General features: G+C 61.2%; 19 protein-coding genes and 1 pseudogene. 10 read left to right on the top strand and 10 right to left on the bottom strand.

Annotated features, from left to right (window positions below):
• Window positions 1–39 precede the first annotated feature (39 nt).
• From DW180_RS08865 to DW180_RS08860, 3 genes and pseudogenes are all read right to left on the bottom strand, one after another.
• On the bottom strand, window positions 40–1,092 hold the full coding sequence (locus tag DW180_RS08865; RefSeq protein WP_158570976.1) for an IS3 family transposase: 1,053 nt from the start codon (window positions 1,090–1,092) through the stop codon (window positions 40–42).
• Window positions 993–1,220: pseudogene (locus DW180_RS10540) on the bottom strand (transposase); the annotation flags it as partial. The gene DW180_RS08865 and the pseudogene DW180_RS10540, both read right to left, overlap by 100 nt.
• Before the next feature lie 82 nt (window positions 1,221–1,302).
• The gene (locus DW180_RS08860) at window positions 1,303–2,409 is read right to left on the bottom strand and encodes a hypothetical protein (RefSeq protein ID WP_233545240.1); all 1,107 of its coding nucleotides are present in this window, start codon (window positions 2,407–2,409) and stop codon (window positions 1,303–1,305) included.
• Between the two features lie 187 nt (window positions 2,410–2,596).
• Here DW180_RS08860 and DW180_RS08855 point away from each other — a divergent pair, with 187 nt between their 5' ends.
• Entirely contained in the window at window positions 2,597–3,124 is a 528-nt protein-coding gene (locus DW180_RS08855) for a sensor histidine kinase (RefSeq protein ID WP_118238427.1), read from the top strand.
• Between the two features lie 18 nt (window positions 3,125–3,142).
• Here the strand turns inward: DW180_RS08855 and DW180_RS08850 are convergent, their stop codons facing one another.
• The gene (locus DW180_RS08850; RefSeq protein ID WP_118238426.1) at window positions 3,143–3,718 is read right to left on the bottom strand and encodes a hypothetical protein; all 576 of its coding nucleotides are present in this window, start codon (window positions 3,716–3,718) and stop codon (window positions 3,143–3,145) included.
• 136 nt (window positions 3,719–3,854) lie between these two features.
• On the opposite strand from DW180_RS08850, the gene trxA reads away from it, so the two are divergent.
• The 7 genes from trxA (at window position 3,855) to hypE (ending at window position 10,354) form a co-directional block, all read left to right on the top strand.
• A complete protein-coding gene (gene trxA / locus DW180_RS08845; protein WP_117735375.1) occupies window positions 3,855–4,175 on the top strand; it encodes a thioredoxin in 321 nt (106 codons plus the stop codon).
• A 221-nt stretch (window positions 4,176–4,396) separates the two neighbouring features.
• The gene (locus tag DW180_RS08840) at window positions 4,397–4,645 is read left to right on the top strand and encodes a hypothetical protein (RefSeq protein ID WP_006235225.1); all 249 of its coding nucleotides are present in this window, start codon (window positions 4,397–4,399) and stop codon (window positions 4,643–4,645) included.
• Window position 4,646: 1 nt separating this feature from the next.
• Window positions 4,647–5,159 carry a nickel-responsive transcriptional regulator NikR gene (nikR, locus tag DW180_RS08835; protein WP_199408792.1) on the top strand — a complete coding sequence of 171 codons (513 nt, stop codon included), beginning with the start codon at window positions 4,647–4,649 and terminating at the stop codon, window positions 5,157–5,159.
• 118 nt (window positions 5,160–5,277) lie between these two features.
• Window positions 5,278–7,731: a carbamoyltransferase HypF gene (gene hypF / locus DW180_RS08830; protein ID WP_118238425.1), complete on the top strand. Its 2,454-nt coding sequence runs from the start codon at window positions 5,278–5,280 to the stop codon at window positions 7,729–7,731.
• 131 nt (window positions 7,732–7,862) lie between these two features.
• On the top strand, window positions 7,863–8,123 hold the full coding sequence (locus DW180_RS08825) for a HypC/HybG/HupF family hydrogenase formation chaperone (RefSeq protein ID WP_055250830.1): 261 nt from the start codon (window positions 7,863–7,865) through the stop codon (window positions 8,121–8,123).
• On the top strand, window positions 8,123–9,238 hold the full coding sequence (gene hypD / locus DW180_RS08820; RefSeq protein WP_118238424.1) for a hydrogenase formation protein HypD: 1,116 nt from the start codon (window positions 8,123–8,125) through the stop codon (window positions 9,236–9,238). Before DW180_RS08825 ends, hypD begins: the two co-directional genes overlap by 1 nt.
• Window positions 9,239–9,319: 81 nt before the next feature.
• Window positions 9,320–10,354, top strand: coding sequence for a hydrogenase expression/formation protein HypE (gene hypE / locus DW180_RS08815; RefSeq protein WP_118238423.1), 1,035 nt, complete (start codon window positions 9,320–9,322; stop codon window positions 10,352–10,354).
• Window positions 10,355–10,589: 235 nt separating this feature from the next.
• Here hypE and DW180_RS08810 read toward each other — a convergent pair whose 3' ends face one another.
• The 6 genes from DW180_RS08810 to DW180_RS08785 all read right to left on the bottom strand — a co-directional run bounded on the left by DW180_RS08810 (window position 10,590) and on the right by DW180_RS08785 (window position 15,110).
• Window positions 10,590–11,030 carry a hypothetical protein gene (locus DW180_RS08810; protein ID WP_117803553.1) on the bottom strand — a complete coding sequence of 147 codons (441 nt, stop codon included), beginning with the start codon at window positions 11,028–11,030 and terminating at the stop codon, window positions 10,590–10,592.
• A 109-nt stretch (window positions 11,031–11,139) separates the two neighbouring features.
• Complete coding sequence (locus DW180_RS08805) at window positions 11,140–11,406, bottom strand: HPr family phosphocarrier protein (protein WP_118238422.1); 267 nt, start codon at window positions 11,404–11,406, stop codon at window positions 11,140–11,142.
• A 9-nt stretch (window positions 11,407–11,415) separates the two neighbouring features.
• A complete protein-coding gene (locus DW180_RS08800; protein WP_117803551.1) occupies window positions 11,416–12,954 on the bottom strand; it encodes a glycoside hydrolase family 1 protein in 1,539 nt (512 codons plus the stop codon).
• Window positions 12,955–13,026: 72 nt separating this feature from the next.
• A complete protein-coding gene (locus DW180_RS08795; protein ID WP_199569964.1) occupies window positions 13,027–13,353 on the bottom strand; it encodes a PTS lactose/cellobiose transporter subunit IIA in 327 nt (108 codons plus the stop codon).
• A gap of 96 nt (window positions 13,354–13,449) precedes the next feature.
• Entirely contained in the window at window positions 13,450–14,769 is a 1,320-nt protein-coding gene (locus DW180_RS08790) for a PTS sugar transporter subunit IIC (protein WP_118238421.1), read from the bottom strand.
• Between the two features lie 11 nt (window positions 14,770–14,780).
• Window positions 14,781–15,110 carry a PTS sugar transporter subunit IIB gene (locus DW180_RS08785; protein WP_117803548.1) on the bottom strand — a complete coding sequence of 110 codons (330 nt, stop codon included), beginning with the start codon at window positions 15,108–15,110 and terminating at the stop codon, window positions 14,781–14,783.
• A gap of 302 nt (window positions 15,111–15,412) precedes the next feature.
• On the opposite strand from DW180_RS08785, the gene DW180_RS08780 reads away from it, so the two are divergent.
• Together DW180_RS08780 and DW180_RS08775 are read left to right on the top strand one after the other, a co-directional pair.
• A complete protein-coding gene (locus DW180_RS08780; RefSeq protein WP_118238420.1) occupies window positions 15,413–17,383 on the top strand; it encodes a PTS sugar transporter subunit IIA in 1,971 nt (656 codons plus the stop codon).
• Between the two features lie 182 nt (window positions 17,384–17,565).
• On the top strand, window positions 17,566–18,234 hold the full coding sequence (locus DW180_RS08775) for an HAD family hydrolase (RefSeq protein WP_233545239.1): 669 nt from the start codon (window positions 17,566–17,568) through the stop codon (window positions 18,232–18,234).
• Window positions 18,235–18,577: the final 343 nt, after the last annotated feature.

The raw sequence follows: 18,577 nt of genomic DNA, 5'->3' as shown, positions 1-18,577 counted from the left end.
TGACCTGTGTCAAGATTTCGGACACGCATGCTCGAGAAATCAAGCGGCCATAGGCATGGCCTCGAGCTTGGGCTCGGTTCTCTCGAAGAAGGCCGCCATGGCCTCGGCCGGCACCTTGTAGCCGATCGTCGAGCGGGGCCTTCGGCGGTTGTAGTACGCCTCGATGAACTCGACCACCGCGTGCTTGGCGGAATCCCTGGTCGGGAAGCTGCGCCTGTAGTACATCTCGTTCTTCAGCGTGGCGAGGAACGACTCGGCCACCGCGTTGTCGTGGCAGTTGCCGGCGCGGCTGCAGGACAGCCGCACGTCGTTGTCGCGCGCCCATTCGGCCAGAAGCCTGCTGGTGTACTGGGCGCCGCGGTCGGCGTGGAATATCGCGTTGCCGGCCACGTAGCCGCGCGATTTGGCCGACGCCAGCGCCGAAACCACGATGTCGGCGGTCATGCGCTCGGAGAGCGACCAGCCCACCACCATGCGGGTGTTGAGGTCGATGACCGTCGACAGGTACAGCCATCCCTCGCCGGTGCGCAGGTAGGTGATGTCGCCCACGAGCTTGCAGGTTGGAACGGGACTGGTGAAGTCGCGGCGCACCAGGTCGGGCCGGGGCCTGGCCTTCGGGTCGGGGATGGTGGTGCGCTTCCTGGCGTTGGGCGTGCAGCCGCGTATTCCCAGCTCGCGCATCAGCTTGCGCACCCTGTACAGGGTCAATCCGGAGAACTCGCCGGGCAGGAAGCATTTCACGAACCGGAAGCCGAACCTGCGGTCCGACTCCAGCCACACGCGCCGGACCGCCTCGCACTCGGCCGACCAGTCTTCTCGCGGGCAGCCGTTGGAGAGCCACGAGTAGAAGCCCGATCGGCTCACGCCGAGCACGCGGGCCATCATTTTCACCGGGAATTCGGCCTTCTCCGCCAACATCATCCGGTAGCACGCGGCTACGCCTGGCTTTTGGCGAAGAAGGCCGCGGCTTTTTTCAAGAAGGCGTTCTCCATCTCGAGCTCGCGTATGCGCCTTTTCGCCTCGCGAAGCTCGCGGTCCTCGGCCTTGGGGTCGGGCCCGCCGGCAAGCTCGCGCCGGCGATTCTGCACCCACTTGTTCACGGTCTTGGAATTCAGGCCCAGTTCTGCGCAGCATTCCGTTATCGGCCTGCCCGTCGAGATGATGTAGTCGGCGGTCTCGCGCCTGAACTCGTCGGTGTACTTGGCGGCTGGGTTGGACATAGCATACCGTCCTCTCGGTCGTCGATGAATGCATTCTAAAGGATTGGGCCTCTAGCATGCGTGTCCGAAAAGACGATACAGGTCAGACAACCCAATCAGACGTCGTCTCGAGCGCGTCCTCTGCACGGTCGAGCGTGCTTCTGGCCTTGGCACCCTGTTTGAACCACGAGCGCAGGTCCTCGAGCGTGCTGCCCGCTGCATACACCTTGATTTTGCGACCGCCTTTCGTGGTCACCGTGCAACGGTCGCCGCTCTCGCTGTTCTCGTGCGCCGTGACCTTCTTGAGGTAATCGCGACGGAACGCCACGACGCGGGCATTGCTGATCTCGATGAACCAATCATCGTCGACAAGCGAAGTGCCCGTGGTACCTCGACTTGCCATCTCCTCGGCGAAGGAGAAGCCGAGTTCGCGCTCCTGCCTGCCGATCTCGAGGATGCCGCGGGCGGGCATGCTGAGCATGAGCAGGGGCAGGAGTCCCCCTATGAACAGGAAGAGGAACGGGACGAGCAAGAGCAAGCGGGCTCCGGCATCGGTGAAAACAGCCATGAAGGCGATCACGAGCGAGAAGACGAGCGCCATGCCGTTGAAAACAATCGTCAACGGCTTGATGGCAGACCAACACAGGCCCGCCTTGGTCATGGGACCGTCGACGGCGTCCGAGACTTCGATGCCCTCTTCCTCCAGACGGGCGAGGAGGTTGAGCGAGCACACCCCCTCGAGGCTTATCGAGCAGAACTTCCAGTCGCCCTCGAACAGGTCGATCCTCATCATCTGCGTGTGAAGCGTTGCACGGGTGATGTTGCCAAACGTCGTCTCCTTGCGGATGCCGAAGGCGTTACGCGAGAGAATTCGCTCACCGTCCACGTCGATGCGCGGGATGCTCAGCAGGGCCCAGATGGCCATGCCCGCGAGCGCCATGGCGTGACCGAACCACACAAGTTCGTGGTCCCACTCGCCCAACGAGACGCCCTGCCAGACGTAGACACCCAGCATGAGCAGTTCGAACGCGACGGCGCAGCAGGCGATGATCGTGCGGATGGCAGCGGGCATGCGCACCGTGAAGCGATCGAGGCTGTCCGCCGCCTCACTGCGCTCGCGCGCGCCGCGACGGGCGACCCATGCAGTGAGCGGACCGACGGTGAACACCACCATCGCCACGCGCAGGAACGATTCGAGTATGTCGCCCATATTAACCACCATCCCAATAGAAAACGTGAATTTGGGAGACTATAGCAGAGCGAAGCGATCTGCACGGCATCGTCCGGGTGTTTTCGGCATACGGTGGAAACCAGCGGCAGCGGACGTTGAGAACTCACCCAAAAGACGCGATTCGACCGAAGCGATTCTTCTTGACTTGGTCTCAATGTGATACGACATGCGCCACTACCTGCGCGGTCTAGCGGCCCTGATCGAAGAGGGTCACACCGATGAGGCGCTCGAGCGCATCGACGCGCTCTGCGAGACCAACGACCGCACCGCCGTGCGCCGCTACTGCGCCAACGAAACGGTCAACATTGCGCTCTCGTCGCTTTCCGCGGACATCAACGCGCACGGCATCACCGCCGACCTGCGCGCCGCCGTGCCCGAAACCGTCCACGTGAGCGATGTCGATCTGTTCAGTGTGGTATCGAACGCCCTGGACAATGCCATCGCCGCAGCGAGCGCCACCCCCGAAGGCAAGCGGTTTGTCGACCTGGACCTTCGCTACGAAGACGGCCAGCTTCTATTGCTGGTTTCCAACACGTTTGGCCGTGCGCCGCACATGGTCGACGGCATGCCCGTGGCTCAGCACACTGGGCACGGCTTTGGCACCAAGAGCATTAAGCTTGCCGTCGAGCGTATGAACGGCAACTGCCAGTTCCGCATTAACGGCGACCGGTTTGAGCTGCGCGCCGTAATGTAGGGGCTGCCGTCAGCCTCGCTACAGCGGTGCAGCCGCCGGGGTCAGCTGCTTAATGTAGGCCCACATGCGCTGCTTGGCGGCCTTGTCGGTGAGCGCCGCCTCAAAACCGTCGAGCGCAAGCACGCGGCGCCCCTGCACATGGGCGACCAGGCCGGGCTTGAGCATGGCGGTGTCAAAATCATCAATTGCCACAAGCATATCGGCATAGGTCTCGCGCATGACATCGGCCGCACTGTTGTCCAGCAGCAGCACCGCCTCGGGGTCCAAGGTCTCCAGCGCCTCGCGGAACAGGTCGCACGTCAGGGCCTCGCCCGCCGCGACCGTCCCATCGCCCGCGCCGGCGACGCTTGCCAGCACGCAAAAATCCTCGGGCGCGTAGCCGATGGCCCCAAGCGCCTTGCGCAACGCCGCGCCATCCGGGCCGGCGGCAAGCTCGCCACCCGAACGCTCGGCCTCGTCCAAATCGCCTTTGACCAGCACGATCGGCGAGCACGCGTTGCCCGCGATACGCACGCCACGGACCGCAAGCGATGTGAGCTCCTGCTCGGCCGCCTGGGCGATGGCTTCTTTTTTCTGGCTTTGTGACGTGGACATGCGCTCTCCAATCGTTTGCGTGCCCACCATTATATAAAAGAGCTGCCCGCGAGTGGTTGCTTTGCGGGCAGCTGGGTATAAGCACGGTCGTACTGAGTTTTACGCGGCCAAGCCGCGTCGCATTATGGAGGTCACCATGGCTGACATTAAGCAGATTACCCCCGAGAATTTCGATTCCGTCGTTAACGACAGCCTGCCCGTGCTGGTCGATTTTTGGGCACCGTGGTGCGGGCCCTGTCGATCCCTCTCGCCCATCGTTGACGAGGTTGCCGATGAGCTGGCGGGCAAGCTTGCCGTTGCCAAATGCAACGTCGACGACAACCAGGACCTGGCCATGAAGTATGGCGTCATGAGCATCCCCACGCTGATTGTGTTTAAGAACGGCGAAGAGATTGACCGCTCGGTTGGCGCTCTGCCCAAGGCGAGGCTGCAGGCGCTGCTGGAGAAGCATCTGTAATACGCTTGTTACTTACCCGCCGTCCATGAGCGGTTTTGCACCGCTCGCCGGACTGCCGGGTGCGGCGCGTGCGACCACGGATAGTATGGTAGTTACAAACAGCCCCCAGTGAACGGGTGCGAGTCGCACAGACTCGCACCCGTTTTCTTATGCAGCTGCGCACAGAGTGGGCGTAGTAAAATCTGAACCACTGAACTGCCCCATACAAAAGGAGATTTCCCATGCATGATGTTGGAATGAACATGAGCCAGCTTGCCATGAGCGTCAAGCAGGTCGACGACACCATCGAGCTCGCTCACGAATGGAGCCATCAGTTGCTGCATGCGACCGAAAATTTTGACATGGAGCGCATCGGCGCCAAGCTCGAGGCAGCCATGGCCGCGTTGCACGAGGCGCATGACGCGCTCGAGGGCTACGAGGAAGCCATCGAGGCCGACCACAACTCCGTCGGCTCCGTGAAGCTGGTGTAAGGTGGCCGAACACGAGCACGGCTGCGGGTACGAGCACGAGCATCCGCACGGGGCGGACGGCGACGCGGGCTGCCACTGTAGTGGCTCCGGCTCCGAGCTGGTCCGTTTTTCGGTTACCGCACCGGACGACCTGCTGCGCCGTTTCGACGAACAGATCGCGCGCCGCGGCGACGTGGCCAACCGCTCCGAGGCCGTGCGCGACCTGATTCGCGCCTCGATCGCCAAGGAGCAGATGCGCACGCCCAATGAGCATGTTATCGGGTCGCTCACCATGATCTACGACCACCATACCGGCGATCTGACGCGCCGTCTGGACGAAGTGCAGCACGACTACACCGACGAGATCGTATCGACCATGCACGTGCATCTGGATCACCACAACTGCTTGGAGATTCTGGCGCTCAAGGGTCGCGGCGAGCGCGTCTACGAACTAGCCGACCGCCTGCTGGGCCTGCGCGGCGTTAAGCACGGCGAGCTCACCTGCGCCGCCACCAAGCAAAGCCTGGGGCTGTAACGGGATTTCCCACAGCGCACCTGCCAAAAAGGGACAGGTTTATTTTGGTAGGTTTAGAAGTTTTACCGACCAAAATAAACCTGTCCCTTTTTGGTCGGTTTTGACGAGGGGGAGCCACATGCGGCATGTGCATATTCATGTGACGGGCATTGTGCAGGGCGTTGGCATGCGGCCATTTGTGTATCGCGAGGCTATGGCGCATGGCATTTGCGGCTGGGTGCTCAACGCGGGCGATGGCGTGCACATCGAGGCGCATGCTTTGGGCGAGGCGCTCGACGAATTTGTCACCGCGCTGTCGGAGCACGCGCCGGCCGCAGCCCGCGTTGAGCATGTCGCTGTTGCAGACCTGGAGCCCGACGCTTGGGATGCCGACGATGAGCAGGTCTTTCGTATTGTAGCGTCGCAAGATCAGACCGTGCACACGACGCTCATCTCCCCCGATATCGCCACCTGTGACGACTGCCTGCGCGAACTGTTCGACCCCGCCGACCGTCGCTATCACTACCCCTTTATCAACTGCACCAACTGCGGGCCGCGCTTTACCATCATCCGGTCGCTGCCTTATGACCGAGCGGCCACGTCGATGGATTGCTTTCCTATGTGCCCCGAGTGCGCTGCAGAGTATGGCGACCCGCTTGACCGGCGCTTTCATGCGCAGCCCGATGCCTGCTTTGACTGCGGGCCACATATTACCTGGCGCGAGGCGGACCACGGTGTTGTTCCAACGGCGGTCGACGCAACACCAGCCGTCGGCTCCACGCGCGAGGCCAGCGATGCCATCATCGAACGCTGCATCGAGCTGCTGGCAGGCGGCGGTATTGTCGCCATCAAGGGCCTGGGGGGATTCCATCTGGCCTGCAACGCTGCCAATGAGCAGGCGGTGGTCGAGCTGCGCCGTCGCAAGCGCCGCAGCAACAAGCCGCTTGCCGTTATGGTGCGCAGCCTTGCCGATACTGAACGCCTGTGCCATGTCGATGATGCCGAGCGCGACTTGCTGGCCGGCAGCATCCGCCCCATTGTGCTGCTGCGCCGCCGTGTTGTTGGCGAGGGAGATTCCCCCGACGGCCTTACACTCGCGCCATCCGTCGCGCACGATCTACCCGAGCTCGGCGTCATGCTCCCCTATACACCGCTTCAGCATCTGCTGCTTGCAGCTGCCTCGTCGCATGGCATGCACGCGCTGGTCATGACCAGCGGAAACCTGAGCGAGGAACCTATCGAGACCGACGATGCCCTTGCATGGGAACATCTTGTTGCCGCCGGCATCGCCGACGCGCTACTTGGCAACGACCGTGCGATTCTCTCACGCTACGACGACTCCGTGGTACGTGTGGTCGACGGCACCGTCATGCCTGTGCGTCGTGCACGCGGATATGCGCCGCAACCGTTGTCGCTGCCGGCGCTCGACGGCACTGCACCCTGCGTGCTCGCCTGCGGGCCGCAGCAAAAAGCCACGATCGCGCTCACGCGCGAGGACGCCGACGGCCATGTGGCCTGTTTTGTGTCGCAGCATATCGGCGATGTCGAAAACGGCGCGACCTTCGATGCTTGGAGCGCCGCCCGCGCACGTCTAGAAAACCTCTTTGACCTGACGCCTGTCGCCCTGGCATGCGACATGCACCCCAGCTATCTGTCGAGCCAGTGGGCGCGTGAGCGGGCACGGGAGCATAGTCTGCCGCTTATCGAAATCCAGCATCATCATGCGCACATCGCGAGCGTAATGGCAGAGGCGATTGTCGCTGGCCGGCTTGCGCCCGACGCACGCGTCCTCGGTATTGCCTTCGATGGTACGGGTGCCGGCACCGACGGCACCATATGGGGCGGTGAGCTTCTTATCGCCGGCCTTGCCGATTTTGCCCGCGCCGCGCACCTGCGCACCTGGGCGCTGCCAGGCGGTGCCGCATCCGTGCGCGATGCCCGGCGCAACGCCTTTGCCCTGCTGAGCGAGCTCGGCCTGCTCGAGCATCCGGGTGCCGCGGGGCTTTTGGGCACCCTCGACGAGCAAACGCGCAGCGTGACAGCCACCATGATCGAGCGCGGCATCAACAGCCCGCGTACCAGCAGCATGGGGCGTCTCTTTGATGCCGCGGCAGCGATTCTGGGCATCTGCGGCAAGGCAACCTACGAGGGCGAACCCGCCATAGAACTCGAAGCCGCCGCCTGGCGCGCGCTCGGCGGTAAGACCGTTCGTCTCGACGACAATCACACAGGCGTATTCACGTCTGCCGACGACTCCCCCATCTTGGACCCCCAACCGCTCATCGAAGCTCTTCTGAATGGAATCGAGGCAGGCGCGCCGACCGACCGGCTCGCGCTCGGGTTCCACATCGCCATCGCGCGCTCTTCAGCACGAATCGCACGCGAAATCTGCGCGCGCGAAGGCCTCGATACCGTCGCGCTCTCGGGCGGTGTGTTCATGAACCGGCTTTTGTTTCAGCTCCTCACCCGCAAGCTTAAAGACGCAGGCCTTACGGTCTTGGTTCCCCAAACCGTGCCCGTCAACGACGGCTGCATCGCCTACGGTCAGGCCGCCATCGCTCGCGCTCGCCTCGCGCAGACAGCATCGCGATAGGCTGTTTTGCCAGCCTGCGCGCCGCCGTCTCACAGGTGTAACGCGTTTGCTCGTGACTCCCGCGAGCGCTACCATCAACTGATGGGTAATTAGGCGCCTATCCAGCGCAAAACGTATAAAAGGGGAACATTATGTGCCTTGCCGTTCCCGGTAAAGTGGTCAAACGCGACGACGACCTTAAGGCGACCGTCGACATGATGGGCATCGAGCGCCCCGTTTCGCTGCGCCTCGTGCCGACGGCACAGGTAGGCGACTACATTCTCGTGCACGCCGGCTTTGGCATCCAGATTGTCGACGAGCAGGAAGCCCAAGAGACACTCGAGCTCGTTAATACCATGACCGAGCTGGCCGAAGAGGACCAGCTCGCCACCAACCCGGCCGAGGCATACTAGTGGCGGCGGCGCAGCCGGTTCGCTCCGGTATCGACTTTTCGGCATTTCGCGACCCCAAGCTGGCTCGCGAGCTCATCGATCGTATTCATGAGCTTGTCGGCGACCGCAGCATCAACCTTATGGAAGTCTGCGGTACGCATACCGTGAGCATTGGCCGCTATGGCTTTCGCTCCATTATGCCGACGGGACTCAAACTGCTAAGCGGCCCGGGGTGCCCCGTTTGCGTCACCGCCAACCGCGACATCGATCACGCAATCGCGCTTTCCAACATGGACGGTGCCATCATCACCACCTTTGGCGACATGATGCGCGTGCCCGGATCGTCCACCTCGCTTGCCGCGCAAAAGGCGGCGGGGCGCGACATCCGCATCGTCTACTCTCCGCTCGACGCACTCGACATTGCCGAGCAAAATCCCGAACGCCCGGTCATCTTTATGGGTGTCGGCTTTGAGACCACAACGCCCACCATTGCCGCCGCTATCCTGGAGGCCGACGCGCGCGGGCTCCAGAACTTCTCGGTCTACTGTGCTCACAAGACCACGCCGCCGGCTCTGCGTGCGATCTCCAACGACCCCGAGACGACCATCGACGGCTTTATCCTGCCTGGTCACGTCGCTACCATCACAGGCCTGGCACCCTTTGGGTTTTTGGTCGATGAGTTCGAGACCCCCGGCGTAGTCACCGGGTTTGAGCCGGTCGATATCTTGCAGGGCATCTGCATGCTGGTCCAGATGATTGTCGAGCACAGGCCCGCAATCGACAACGCCTACCGCCGTGGCGTCAATGCAGACGGCAATCCCGTGGCGCGCCAGCTGGTCGAGCAGGTATTTGAACCGTGCGACACCACGTGGCGCGGGCTGGGACCGATTGCCAACTCGGGTCTTTCCATCCGACCAGAATTCGCGCGTTTTGATGCCGGCGCCCGCTTTGACGTGCCCATTGAACCGGCGGTCGAGCCACGCGGATGCCGCTGCGGCGACGTGCTGCGCGGTGCCATCACGCCGAGCGACTGCCCGTTGTTTGGCCGCACCTGCACGCCCGAACACCCCGTCGGCCCCTGCATGGTGAGCTCCGAAGGCAGCTGCGCGGCGTACTTTAGATACCGCGACTATTAGGTTCCGCCGTTCTAACGAACGGCGGACCGGTCGACGCTGCGCCTCACCCATATAATTCCACCCACGATTGGAGTTTTCGATATGTCCCGTACTGCCACCGATAGCACTGTCCTGCTGGGCCACGGCTCCGGCGGCCAGATGATGAAGCGCATTATCGATGAGGTCTTTCTGGATGCCTTTGGGTCGCCCGAGCTGCTTGCGGGCAACGATGCTGGTGTCGCCGCGCTGCCCGCAAGCGGGCGAATCGCCATGTCGACCGACAGCTTTGTGGTAACGCCGCAGTTCTTCCCCGGCGGCAATATCGGCCGCCTCGCCGTATGCGGAACCGTCAACGACGTCGCGACCTCGGGCGCTAACGTGCGCTACCTCTCGTGCGGCTTTATCCTCGAAGAGGGCTATCCCATGGACAAGCTGCGCCAGATTGTGCAGACCATGGCCGAAACAGCACGCGAGGCGGGCGTGTCCATAATCACCGGCGACACCAAGGTGGTCGAGCGTGGAGGTGCCGACGGCGTCTACATCAATACCGCCGGCGTGGGCGAGGTGCCCGCAGGCGTGACGCTCAGCGGTGCCAACTGCCGGCCCGGCGACGCCATCCTGGTATCGGGTACGCTAGGCGACCACGGCATCGCCATCATGAGCCAGCGCGAGGGCCTGGCGTTTTCGAGCACCATCGAAAGCGACGCCGCACCGCTCAATCATCTGATTGCCGACGTGCTCGCCGCCGCCCCCGACACCCGCTGCTTCCGCGACCCCACGCGCGGCGGTCTGGCATCCACGCTCAACGAGTTTGCCCAGGCCAGCGGCGTTGCCATGGAGATCGACGAGGATGCTGTGCCCGTGCGCCCCGACGTGCAGGCGGCATGTGCGATGCTCGGCTACGATGTGCTGCAGGTAGCAAACGAGGGCAAGATGGTTGCCGTGGTGCCGGCCGAGCAGGCCGATGCCGCACTGACGGCCATGCGCGCCGCGCGCTACGGCGAAAACGCCGCGATTATCGGTCGCGTGCTGCCGCTTGCCGAGGGCGCCCGTCCCGCCGTGCGCGTGCGCACCGGCTGGGGCTCGACCCGTATCCTCGACATGCTCGTAGGAGAGCAGCTGCCGAGGATTTGCTAGCGGGCGAGCGCCGGCCGGCGCGGCTTCGCTCCGCCACCAGGCCGTCGTCCCGCCCTGCCCGATCCGCTGCCACCCCAAGATTGAGCGAGCCAAATGTTCACCCTGGAAATGAGCGGGGCACACGTGCGGCAGAGAGCATGTAAATCGACGAATGCATTTCCCCCAAATATCAAATAGCCCCGCGACCGGGCTGAAATCGGTCGCGGGGCTTTGCATTTTCAAGCTTTGCTGTTGTCTACGCTCTGAACTTTGGATACGTCAGCAGCATGAGCGCGACGCTCACGCCCAGCTGCATGAGAATCTGGCGCACGTCGCCGGCACCTCCTAACGCCGCGGCGCGAACCAGATTGGCGACGCCGAGTGGCATGCCGCCGCCAAACCAGAGCGAAAGACCTAGCAGCACCTTGTCACCCATATCAGGCTCAAAGGGCACCGAGGCCACCACCGCCCGATACGCTCGCACCTCAAGGAAGATCAACGCCACGATGAGCAGCAAGGTAACGAGCATCGACGCGATCGATGCAGAGGACGCCGCAGAGCCCGTAAGCTCGCCCACAGTCGCATCCATAAGTAGAACGCCCACCGCATAAATCAGTGACATGACCCCCAGGGTCGTAAGCGCCGAACGCGCCCCAACGCGCCCCGCGCCCCTAGCGCCAACGTTTCTTGCCGTCATCGTTAACCTCCCTAAGCAAAGGGCCCGCCGGCGCGCACCGGCGGGCCAATCTTTCTGGAGCCAGCCCACCTTGGGTGGCCCAAAGCGCATCGGCGCGGCTTTTGCCCGCCTACTCCCCGCAGCCACTCTCGACAAGCGCCACGAGGGCATCGACGGCGGCCGCCTCGTCGGCGCCGTCGGCCGCAATCACAATCTCGCAACCGCAGATCATCCCCAGGCTCATGACCATCAAGATAGACTTGGCGTCCTTGGCGTCTCCGCCCACCTTGCCAACGGTGATCGAGCTCTCGTACTTGCTTGCCTCCTGCACAAACAGCGACGCAGGACGCGCGTGGATACCGCTCGGATTCTTGACGACCGTCGTCTTGGAAACCATCTCTGCTCCTTACTCCACCACGATGTTGTCGGTTGCGGTATCGGCACCATTGCTAGCGATAAGTTTCTTATAGTAGAAGAAGCTCTTCTTCTTACCGCGTTTGCCGGTGCCGTTGCCGTGGTCGTCCTGGTCGACCGAGATCTGGCCGTAGCGCTTGGTCATCTCGGAGGTGCCGGAGCTGATCAGGTCGATAGGGCCCCACCAGGCGTAACCAAAGACGTCGACACCGTCGAGAATCGCCTGGTGCATCTGCTCGACGTGCTCCTTCATATACTCGATGTGCGCGTCGTCGTCGCAGAAGCCGTTCTCATCGCGGTTCTCGGTCATGCCGTTACCATTCTCGGCGATGAAGATCGGTAGGTGGTAGCGATCGTAGATGTGGTTGAGCGTGATGCGGAATCCCACGGGATCGATCGGCCAGCCCCACTCGGTCATCTCGAGGTATTGGTTCTTGATCTCAGTAACCAGCTTGCCGCTCGGCTCGGGGGAAATTTTGCCCTTGTAGCGCATGATGTAGGTCATGTAGTAGCTGATGGAGATGTAGTCAACCACGCCGGCCTTGAGGGTTTCGAGGTCGCCGTCCTCCATCTTGATATCGACGCCGTAGTCGCGTAAGAAACGCTTCACGTAGTAGGGGTACTCGCCCTTGGCCTGGATATCGGTGAAGAACCAGTTGAAGTGGTCCTCAAAAAGCACCTGGAGCTGATCCTCGGGCTTGGAGGTCTCAGCGTAGTTCTCAAGACGGCAGAGCATGTTGCCGATGTGAGCCTCGGGGTCAATCTCGCGCAGTTTGATAACCGCCTTGGCGGAAGCCACGAGCTGGTTGTGAGCGACCTGGAACTTCTCGGGCCAACGGCCGGCATAGGGGTTGGAGCCGTCTTCTTTCTCGTCCCAAATCACGCCGCAGCAGGTGCAGGGGTTGGCGTAGACGTGGTTGATTTCGTTGAAGGTCATCCAATACTTGACCTTGCCCTTGTAGCGGCGGAAAAGCGTCTCAGCATAGTGCTCAAAGGCGTCGACCACGTGACGGCTCGCAAAGCCGTTGTACTCCTCGGCCAGGTGAAGCGGCATATCAAAGTGGTTGAGGGTGACCATGGGCTCGATCCCGTGCTTATGGCACTCGTCAAAGACTTTATCGTAGAAGGCCAGACCCTCCTCGTTGGGCAGGGCGTCGTCGCCGTTGGGGAAGATACGGCTCCAGGAAATGCTCATGCGAAAGACGCCGAAGCCCATCTCGCCCAAAAGCGCAATGTCCTCCTTGTAGGTGTGGTAGAAGTCGATGCCGCGTCGTTTGGGAAAATCATAGGCCATCTCGTCTGCCTTGCGAGCTGCGAGTGACTGTCGCGTAACGGAGTTGAGCGGGCCGCCCTCGACGATGCCCTCGCGGGCGCAGGTCTCGCGGTCGAGCAGAATCACATAGTCGGAGACCGCAGGGCCGCGACCGCCCTCGTCCCATGCGCCCTCGATCTGGTTGGCAGCGGTAGCGCCGCCCCATAGAAAACCCTCGGGAAAAGTCTCACCAAAGTCATAGGTAGAAAGGTCGATCATGGTATGTCCTCATCTCTCTTGGTTGGGTTGGGGATGCGAGCCGCAGGGCGCGACCCGCAATCGGGAGACGCGTTAGCGGGCGGTCAGCGCGCGCACTACGGGCATCATCTTCTTGGCCATGTGCAGCTCGGCGCTGATGGTCATAAGCGTATCCTGGGCGTGCACGAACAGCAGGGAGTACTCGACCTCCTCGCCGCCCGCCTGGCGCTGGATCATCTCGGTCTGCGCTTTGTGCGCCTCAAGGATCTTGGCATCAGCCTCGGCAAGATGCGCGTCTGCCGCATCGAAATCGAACTCCGCCAGGGCATCCATCGCCTTGTCGATGCAGGCGCGGCCGTCGCCAGCGTTGATGATGACGTTCATCGCGACCGCAGGAACGTTGATTGTCTCATCAGCCATCATGGCCTCCTATTCTTGGGTACCGGCCGCCTCCACGGCCGGTACTGAAACATCTGGTAGCAACTAGGCGACGAACTCTGAGTCGCCCGTAGAGGTTTACTCGACAGCAGCTGCGGCAGCGGCCTTGGCGGCTTCCTTGGCAGCCTTCTTGGCCGCTTTCTTTGCAGCCTTCTCGGCAGCCTGCTCTTCCTCGATCTTGCACTGGTAGTTATCGGCAGCCTTAAAGAACGGGAACCACAGAATCGCGGCGATCAGCAGGTTGACGCAGACAAGTGCGATATTGCGCACGTCTCCGCCCGACATAAAGAACGCCGAGACCGCATTGGGCAGGAAGTTCATATCGAAATTCTCGACGTGCAGGCTCGCCCAGCCCATGCTCATCCAGAGGTAGGCGTTGGCAGACAGCAGGATAGACTGCAGCACCATGGGGATGAACATAAAGGGGTTGGCGACGATCGTGGAGAAGACCAGCGGCTCGTTAATGTTGAACAGCGACGGGATAATCGTTGCACGGCCGAGCGTCTTGTTCTTCTTGGACTTGGCAAAGAGCATGTAGAAGGCCAACGGAAGCGTTGCGCCCTCGCCGCCGATCATGATGTAGCGAGTAATGCCGTACGCGTTAATGTTAGTGGGAGCGAGGCCTGCGGCATAGGCGGCCATGTTCTCGGCAAGAGCAGACTTTTGGATGGACTGCTGGATCGGCGAGAACACCCAGCCGGAGATGCCAAAGAAGTAGAAGGTGTCCATGACAAGCGGGATGGCGATGGTGCCGGGCAGCGTCTGGGCAAAGCCGGTAACGGGCGAAAGGATGATCGCGACCGCGCTAAAAACGTCGACCTGGAGCATGTTGGTAAAGAGCCAAGCCACAAAAAGCGACAGCAGCACCGCAATGATGTTATCGAACCAGTTCTTGACGAAGTCGGGCACGAGGCTGTCCTCGGAAAAGAACGTCATGCGCGCCATGCGCTTGTAGATAAAGCCAACGACAAATCCCACGACCATCGCGGTGAACATGCCACCCGCGCCAAACTTGGCCATCTGGAAGACATAGCCCTGATCGGTGATGGTGGGGTTCATGCACAGCATAAAAGCGCCTATACCGGTAAAACCGGCAATCATGCTGCGGTCTTTGCGATCTTCCTTGACCGCAACGTTATGCGGGATGATAAACGCCATGAACATGCCCACGAGGCCAAACGAGAACGTAGTGAGCGGCGACAGGTCGGGCAGGGCCGGGACAAAGCGACGGATAATGTTCCACAGGCTCGGGATGGCCGAGACCATGGAGAAGGGGACGATGTAGAGAACTGCGTCGGAGATAACGCCAAACCAGTAGGTTGAGGTAAGCTTGTTCATCACGGGGACGACATGCTCGGTGATCCACGCCTGGATCGCTTCCATGAACTTTTGCAGCATGTTGTCCCCTCCTAGTCTTCGTCAAGCAGGTCGTAGGCATCCTCGAGGATGCTCTCGCCGTCGAGCGCCGCGTAATAGTCGGGGTCGATGGCCATGACCTTCACGCCGTGAGATGCCACTTGAGACTGGATCTCGGGCACCTCGGAGGCGAAGTGCGGACCGAGCAGGAGGACGTCGATCTTGTCGGCGTAGTCCATAATCTCAGACTTACTGACTGCCTTGATGGTGCAGTCAAGACCCTTGGACTTTGCGACCTTGCGCATGCCTGCCGCCATAAAGCCGGTCGAGGCACCGATGCCGCAAGCGAGGAGAATGCGAACGGTGCCGTTCTCATCTGCCATGGGGTACTCCTTTCCCAATAAGCGGGCTCGAGGCAGCTCCGATGCCGCTGCGATCCCCGCTGTGTTCTTGGGCGCCCGTGTCGACCCGGCCGCCCTTGACCGTGACTGCACTATACGCGGCGGAGGGCTCTTGCCGCCAACCGACTTTTTGCCGCATAGCGGCAAGGCAGCAGATTTTCCGCCCGCACGGCAAGCCGGGCGATTTTCCGCTTGGGCGGCAAATTAGAAAAGACACCCTTTCTTAACCTGAGATACCATGGGGCGGTACACCCTGTCTGCCGTTCATCTCTTGGAGGAAAGCCATGGCGAGCGCCAAGCAGAACCGCATCAACCGCATGATCGACGTGCTCGAAAACAGCAGCTCATGGGTGTCTTCCTCGATGCTTGCCGGCCTTTTGGGCGCGAGTGAGCGAAGCATCCGCAACTATGTTGCAGAGGTCAACGAGACCGGTACGCGACATATCGAATCGTCTAAAGAGGGCTATCGCCTTGCCACGGCGGCGCCGGCTGCCGCCAGCGCTTCCGCTAGTCCTTGCGAAGGTGTCAATACCCTCCCCGCGAACGCGGACTCCAGGCGCGACTTTACTATCTCCCGCCTTGTCAACGCATGCGATGGACTCTCCGTCTTTGATATCGCCGATGAGCTCTTTATCAGCGAGAGCACGTTTCAGAGCTCCGTGATGCCGCAGGTGCGCGCGCTCGTTCGGCAGTTCGACCTCAATGTCGAGACACACGACTACCGCATGAAACTCACGGGGCGAGAGGCCGACAAGCGCAAGCTTCTCGGCCACATAGCCACCCACAACTCCTATGGCTATTTCACCTCAACCAAAACGCTCGAAAACATGTTTCCCGACTTTGACGTGCAGGCAACCCTCTCGAGCTTGGTCGCGATCTGCCAGCGCTCGGATCTATTTATCAACGGCTACGCGCTCTCCAACCTGCTCGTGCACCTGTTAGTGATCATCATCAGGCTCACCTCGAACAACGAGCTCAGCGAGGTGGACGGCCCCATCGACGCAGACGGCCTAGTGACACAACTCGGGCAGCGCGAACAGATCGTACGCTGCGCCCAGCGCATTGCCGCCTACTTTGAGAAGGAGTTTGGTTGTGCCATCCCACGCGACGATTTTCAGCAGATTCTGCTGCTTTTGGCGCTTTCCGTCGAGCGTTGCGATTTTGACGAGCTCAGCCGCGAGAAGCTCTCAAGCATCATTGACCGCGAATTTGTAGACATGGTTCTGGGGATCCTCGACGAGTGCGGAAAGCGCTACGACCTGCCACGCTTTATCGACGAGCCCATGCGCCTACAACTCGTCCTGCATATGTTTAACGCCTACCAGCGCGCCGTCTACCGCGTAAGCTACCCCAACCCGCTCGCCGCGCAGATCAAAAGCGAGTACGCACCGGTCTACGACATGGCGGTCTATATCGCCCACCGCTTCTCCACCGCCATGGATATTGAGGTGGGCGAAAACGAAATCGCGTTTATCGCCTTTCATATCGGCGCTTACTTTGAGAAGTTCTCCGCACCCGACGGCGCCGTCACCTGCACAGTGATTATCGAGGAGTACCACGACTTTGCACGAAGGCTCGTCGACGACCTCAAGACCGAGTTTGGCGATGACATAAGCGTTGTCGCCGTGATGAGCTGCGATAGTTACCTGGCCAATCCGCCCGAAAGCGATGCGGTAATCACCACAATCGACGTGCCGGTTTGTGGAGGCACCACCAAAGTCTTGATCGGACCCATCCTCACTAAGCAAAACGTGCGAAAGATCCGCGACCGGCTTTGCGCCATCCAGGAGCGGCGGCGGCGCCTCTATGCCCAGGGCCTTTTGGGGCGTCTGCTGCAGCCGGGGCTGTTTATACGCAACATAGACGTAGTCGACGCCACAAGCTGCATCGACCAAATGGGGAAGCTTTTGGCTGTTCAGGGGCTCGCAACGCCTGAGTTTATCGCTGACGTGCATCTGCGTGAGAGCGTCTCGTCGACGGCGTTTACTGACAGCCTCGCCATACCCCACGCGATCTCGGTATATCCCAAGCGCTCGTTTATCGCTGTGGCCCACAATGACACCCCGATTCCCTGGGGACGCCACGACGTGCGGTTTGTGCTGCTCATAGGCATCGCACAGGAAGATATGGGGCTCTTTAGAGATGTGCTCGACCTGATTATCGAAGTGTTCTCCTCGGTAGAGACCACGATGAGGCTCATGCAGACCGACACGTTCGAAGAGTTTCTGGCTGCGTTTACGCACGATATCGGATAAAGGGCTCAACCCGCATCCTCGACATGATCGTGGGAGAGCAGCTGCCGAGGATCTGCTAGCGGGCGAGCGCTGGCTGGTGCGACGTGGCTCACTATCCCTGAAGATGTTTTGATTCCAAACGTGCCCGACGCGCAAGCCCAGTATTATGGGGTGCGTTTTGGAACCCAATGACGGGAGCTTTCATGGCAGCAGCTTTTTCCCATGTGATCTTTGACCTGGACGGCACCATCCTCAACACGATCGAGGACCTGGCGGCCGCCGGCAACCACACCTGCGAGATGCACGGCTGGCCCACGTTTGCCGTGGACGAGTACCGCTACAAGGTGGGAAACGGCATGCTTAAGCTGGTTGAGCGCTTTATGCCCGCCGAATACGCGGGCGACGGCCGTATGTTTGAGCAGACGCTTGCCGAGTTTAGGGCCTATTACGGCGAGCACAAGGAGGACCATACCTCACCCTACGCCGGCACGATTGAGATGCTCGACCGTCTGCGCGCAGCGGGCGTTCAGCTTGCCGTGCTCACCAACAAGGATCATATTTCGGCAGCCCCGCTTATCGAGAAATACTTTGGCCGCGATCGCTTTGCGTTGGTACAGGGCCGCGTGGACGCATTTCCGCCCAAGCCCGAGGCACCCGTCACGTTGCATGTGATGAAAGAGCTGGGCGCCGATCCGGCAACCACGCTCTATGTGGGCGATTCGAATGTCGATGTTCTGACCGGCCACAACGCCGGCCTTAAGAGCGCGGGCGTCAGCTGGGGCTTCCGCGGCCGCGCAGAGCTTGAGGCCGCCGGCGCCGACTACGTGGTGGACACCCAGGACGAGCTCGCGGCGCTGATTCTGGGCGAGTAACGAGCGACACTGCTTAACGCAGCTGCGACAATTCTTCCGTGCGGAAAGCGCATCCCGTTTTGAAGCTCCGGAATGGGATGCGCTTTCCGTTTGAGGCGCATCAGGGAAACCGCATCCCGTTTCAGAGCAATATTCCGGGTCGCACTTTCCGCAACCCACCCCATCCGGAAACCGCGACCCGCTATTCGGCCAAAAACCGGGCCGCATTTTCCCGACCACCCGATGCAACGTCAATGCACCAACCGCGCCCAAGGAGTGTCCCCAACTGCCGGCAGAGACGATATGAGCAGGACATAAAAACATTGAGAGCCCCTGCTGCATGAAAGACCGCGGATTAGGCCGA

The sequence above is a fragment of the Collinsella sp. AM16-21 genome, assembly GCF_003471905.1.
Lineage (GTDB): Bacteria > Actinomycetota > Coriobacteriia > Coriobacteriales > Coriobacteriaceae > Collinsella.
The sequence above is the reverse complement of the archived record's forward strand: the minus strand, read 5'-3'. Positions and strand labels throughout refer to the sequence as shown.

Bases quoted from the DNA above. Each gene is read 5' to 3' on its own strand.
- DW180_RS08780 (WP_118238420.1), top strand. From the start codon at position 15,413: ATGGCGAGCGCCAAGCAGAACCGCATCAACCGCATGATCGACGTGCTC.
- DW180_RS08860 (WP_233545240.1), bottom strand. From the start codon at position 2,409: ATGGGCGACATACTCGAATCGTTCCTGCGCGTGGCGATGGTGGTGTTC.
- hypE (WP_118238423.1), top strand. From the start codon at position 9,320: ATGTCCCGTACTGCCACCGATAGCACTGTCCTGCTGGGCCACGGCTCC.
- DW180_RS08800 (WP_117803551.1), bottom strand. From the start codon at position 12,954: ATGATCGACCTTTCTACCTATGACTTTGGTGAGACTTTTCCCGAGGGT.
- DW180_RS08790 (WP_118238421.1), bottom strand. From the start codon at position 14,769: ATGCTGCAAAAGTTCATGGAAGCGATCCAGGCGTGGATCACCGAGCAT.
- hypF (WP_118238425.1), top strand. From the start codon at position 5,278: ATGCGGCATGTGCATATTCATGTGACGGGCATTGTGCAGGGCGTTGGC.
- DW180_RS08850 (WP_118238426.1), bottom strand. From the start codon at position 3,718: ATGTCCACGTCACAAAGCCAGAAAAAAGAAGCCATCGCCCAGGCGGCC.
- DW180_RS08840 (WP_006235225.1), top strand. From the start codon at position 4,397: ATGCATGATGTTGGAATGAACATGAGCCAGCTTGCCATGAGCGTCAAG.
- trxA (WP_117735375.1), top strand. From the start codon at position 3,855: ATGGCTGACATTAAGCAGATTACCCCCGAGAATTTCGATTCCGTCGTT.
- DW180_RS08785 (WP_117803548.1), bottom strand. From the start codon at position 15,110: ATGGCAGATGAGAACGGCACCGTTCGCATTCTCCTCGCTTGCGGCATC.
- DW180_RS08795 (WP_199569964.1), bottom strand. From the start codon at position 13,353: ATGGCTGATGAGACAATCAACGTTCCTGCGGTCGCGATGAACGTCATC.
- DW180_RS08855 (WP_118238427.1), top strand. From the start codon at position 2,597: ATGCGCCACTACCTGCGCGGTCTAGCGGCCCTGATCGAAGAGGGTCAC.
- DW180_RS08825 (WP_055250830.1), top strand. From the start codon at position 7,863: ATGTGCCTTGCCGTTCCCGGTAAAGTGGTCAAACGCGACGACGACCTT.
- DW180_RS08775 (WP_233545239.1), top strand. From the start codon at position 17,566: ATGGCAGCAGCTTTTTCCCATGTGATCTTTGACCTGGACGGCACCATC.
- DW180_RS08805 (WP_118238422.1), bottom strand. From the start codon at position 11,406: ATGGTTTCCAAGACGACGGTCGTCAAGAATCCGAGCGGTATCCACGCG.
- DW180_RS08810 (WP_117803553.1), bottom strand. From the start codon at position 11,030: ATGACGGCAAGAAACGTTGGCGCTAGGGGCGCGGGGCGCGTTGGGGCG.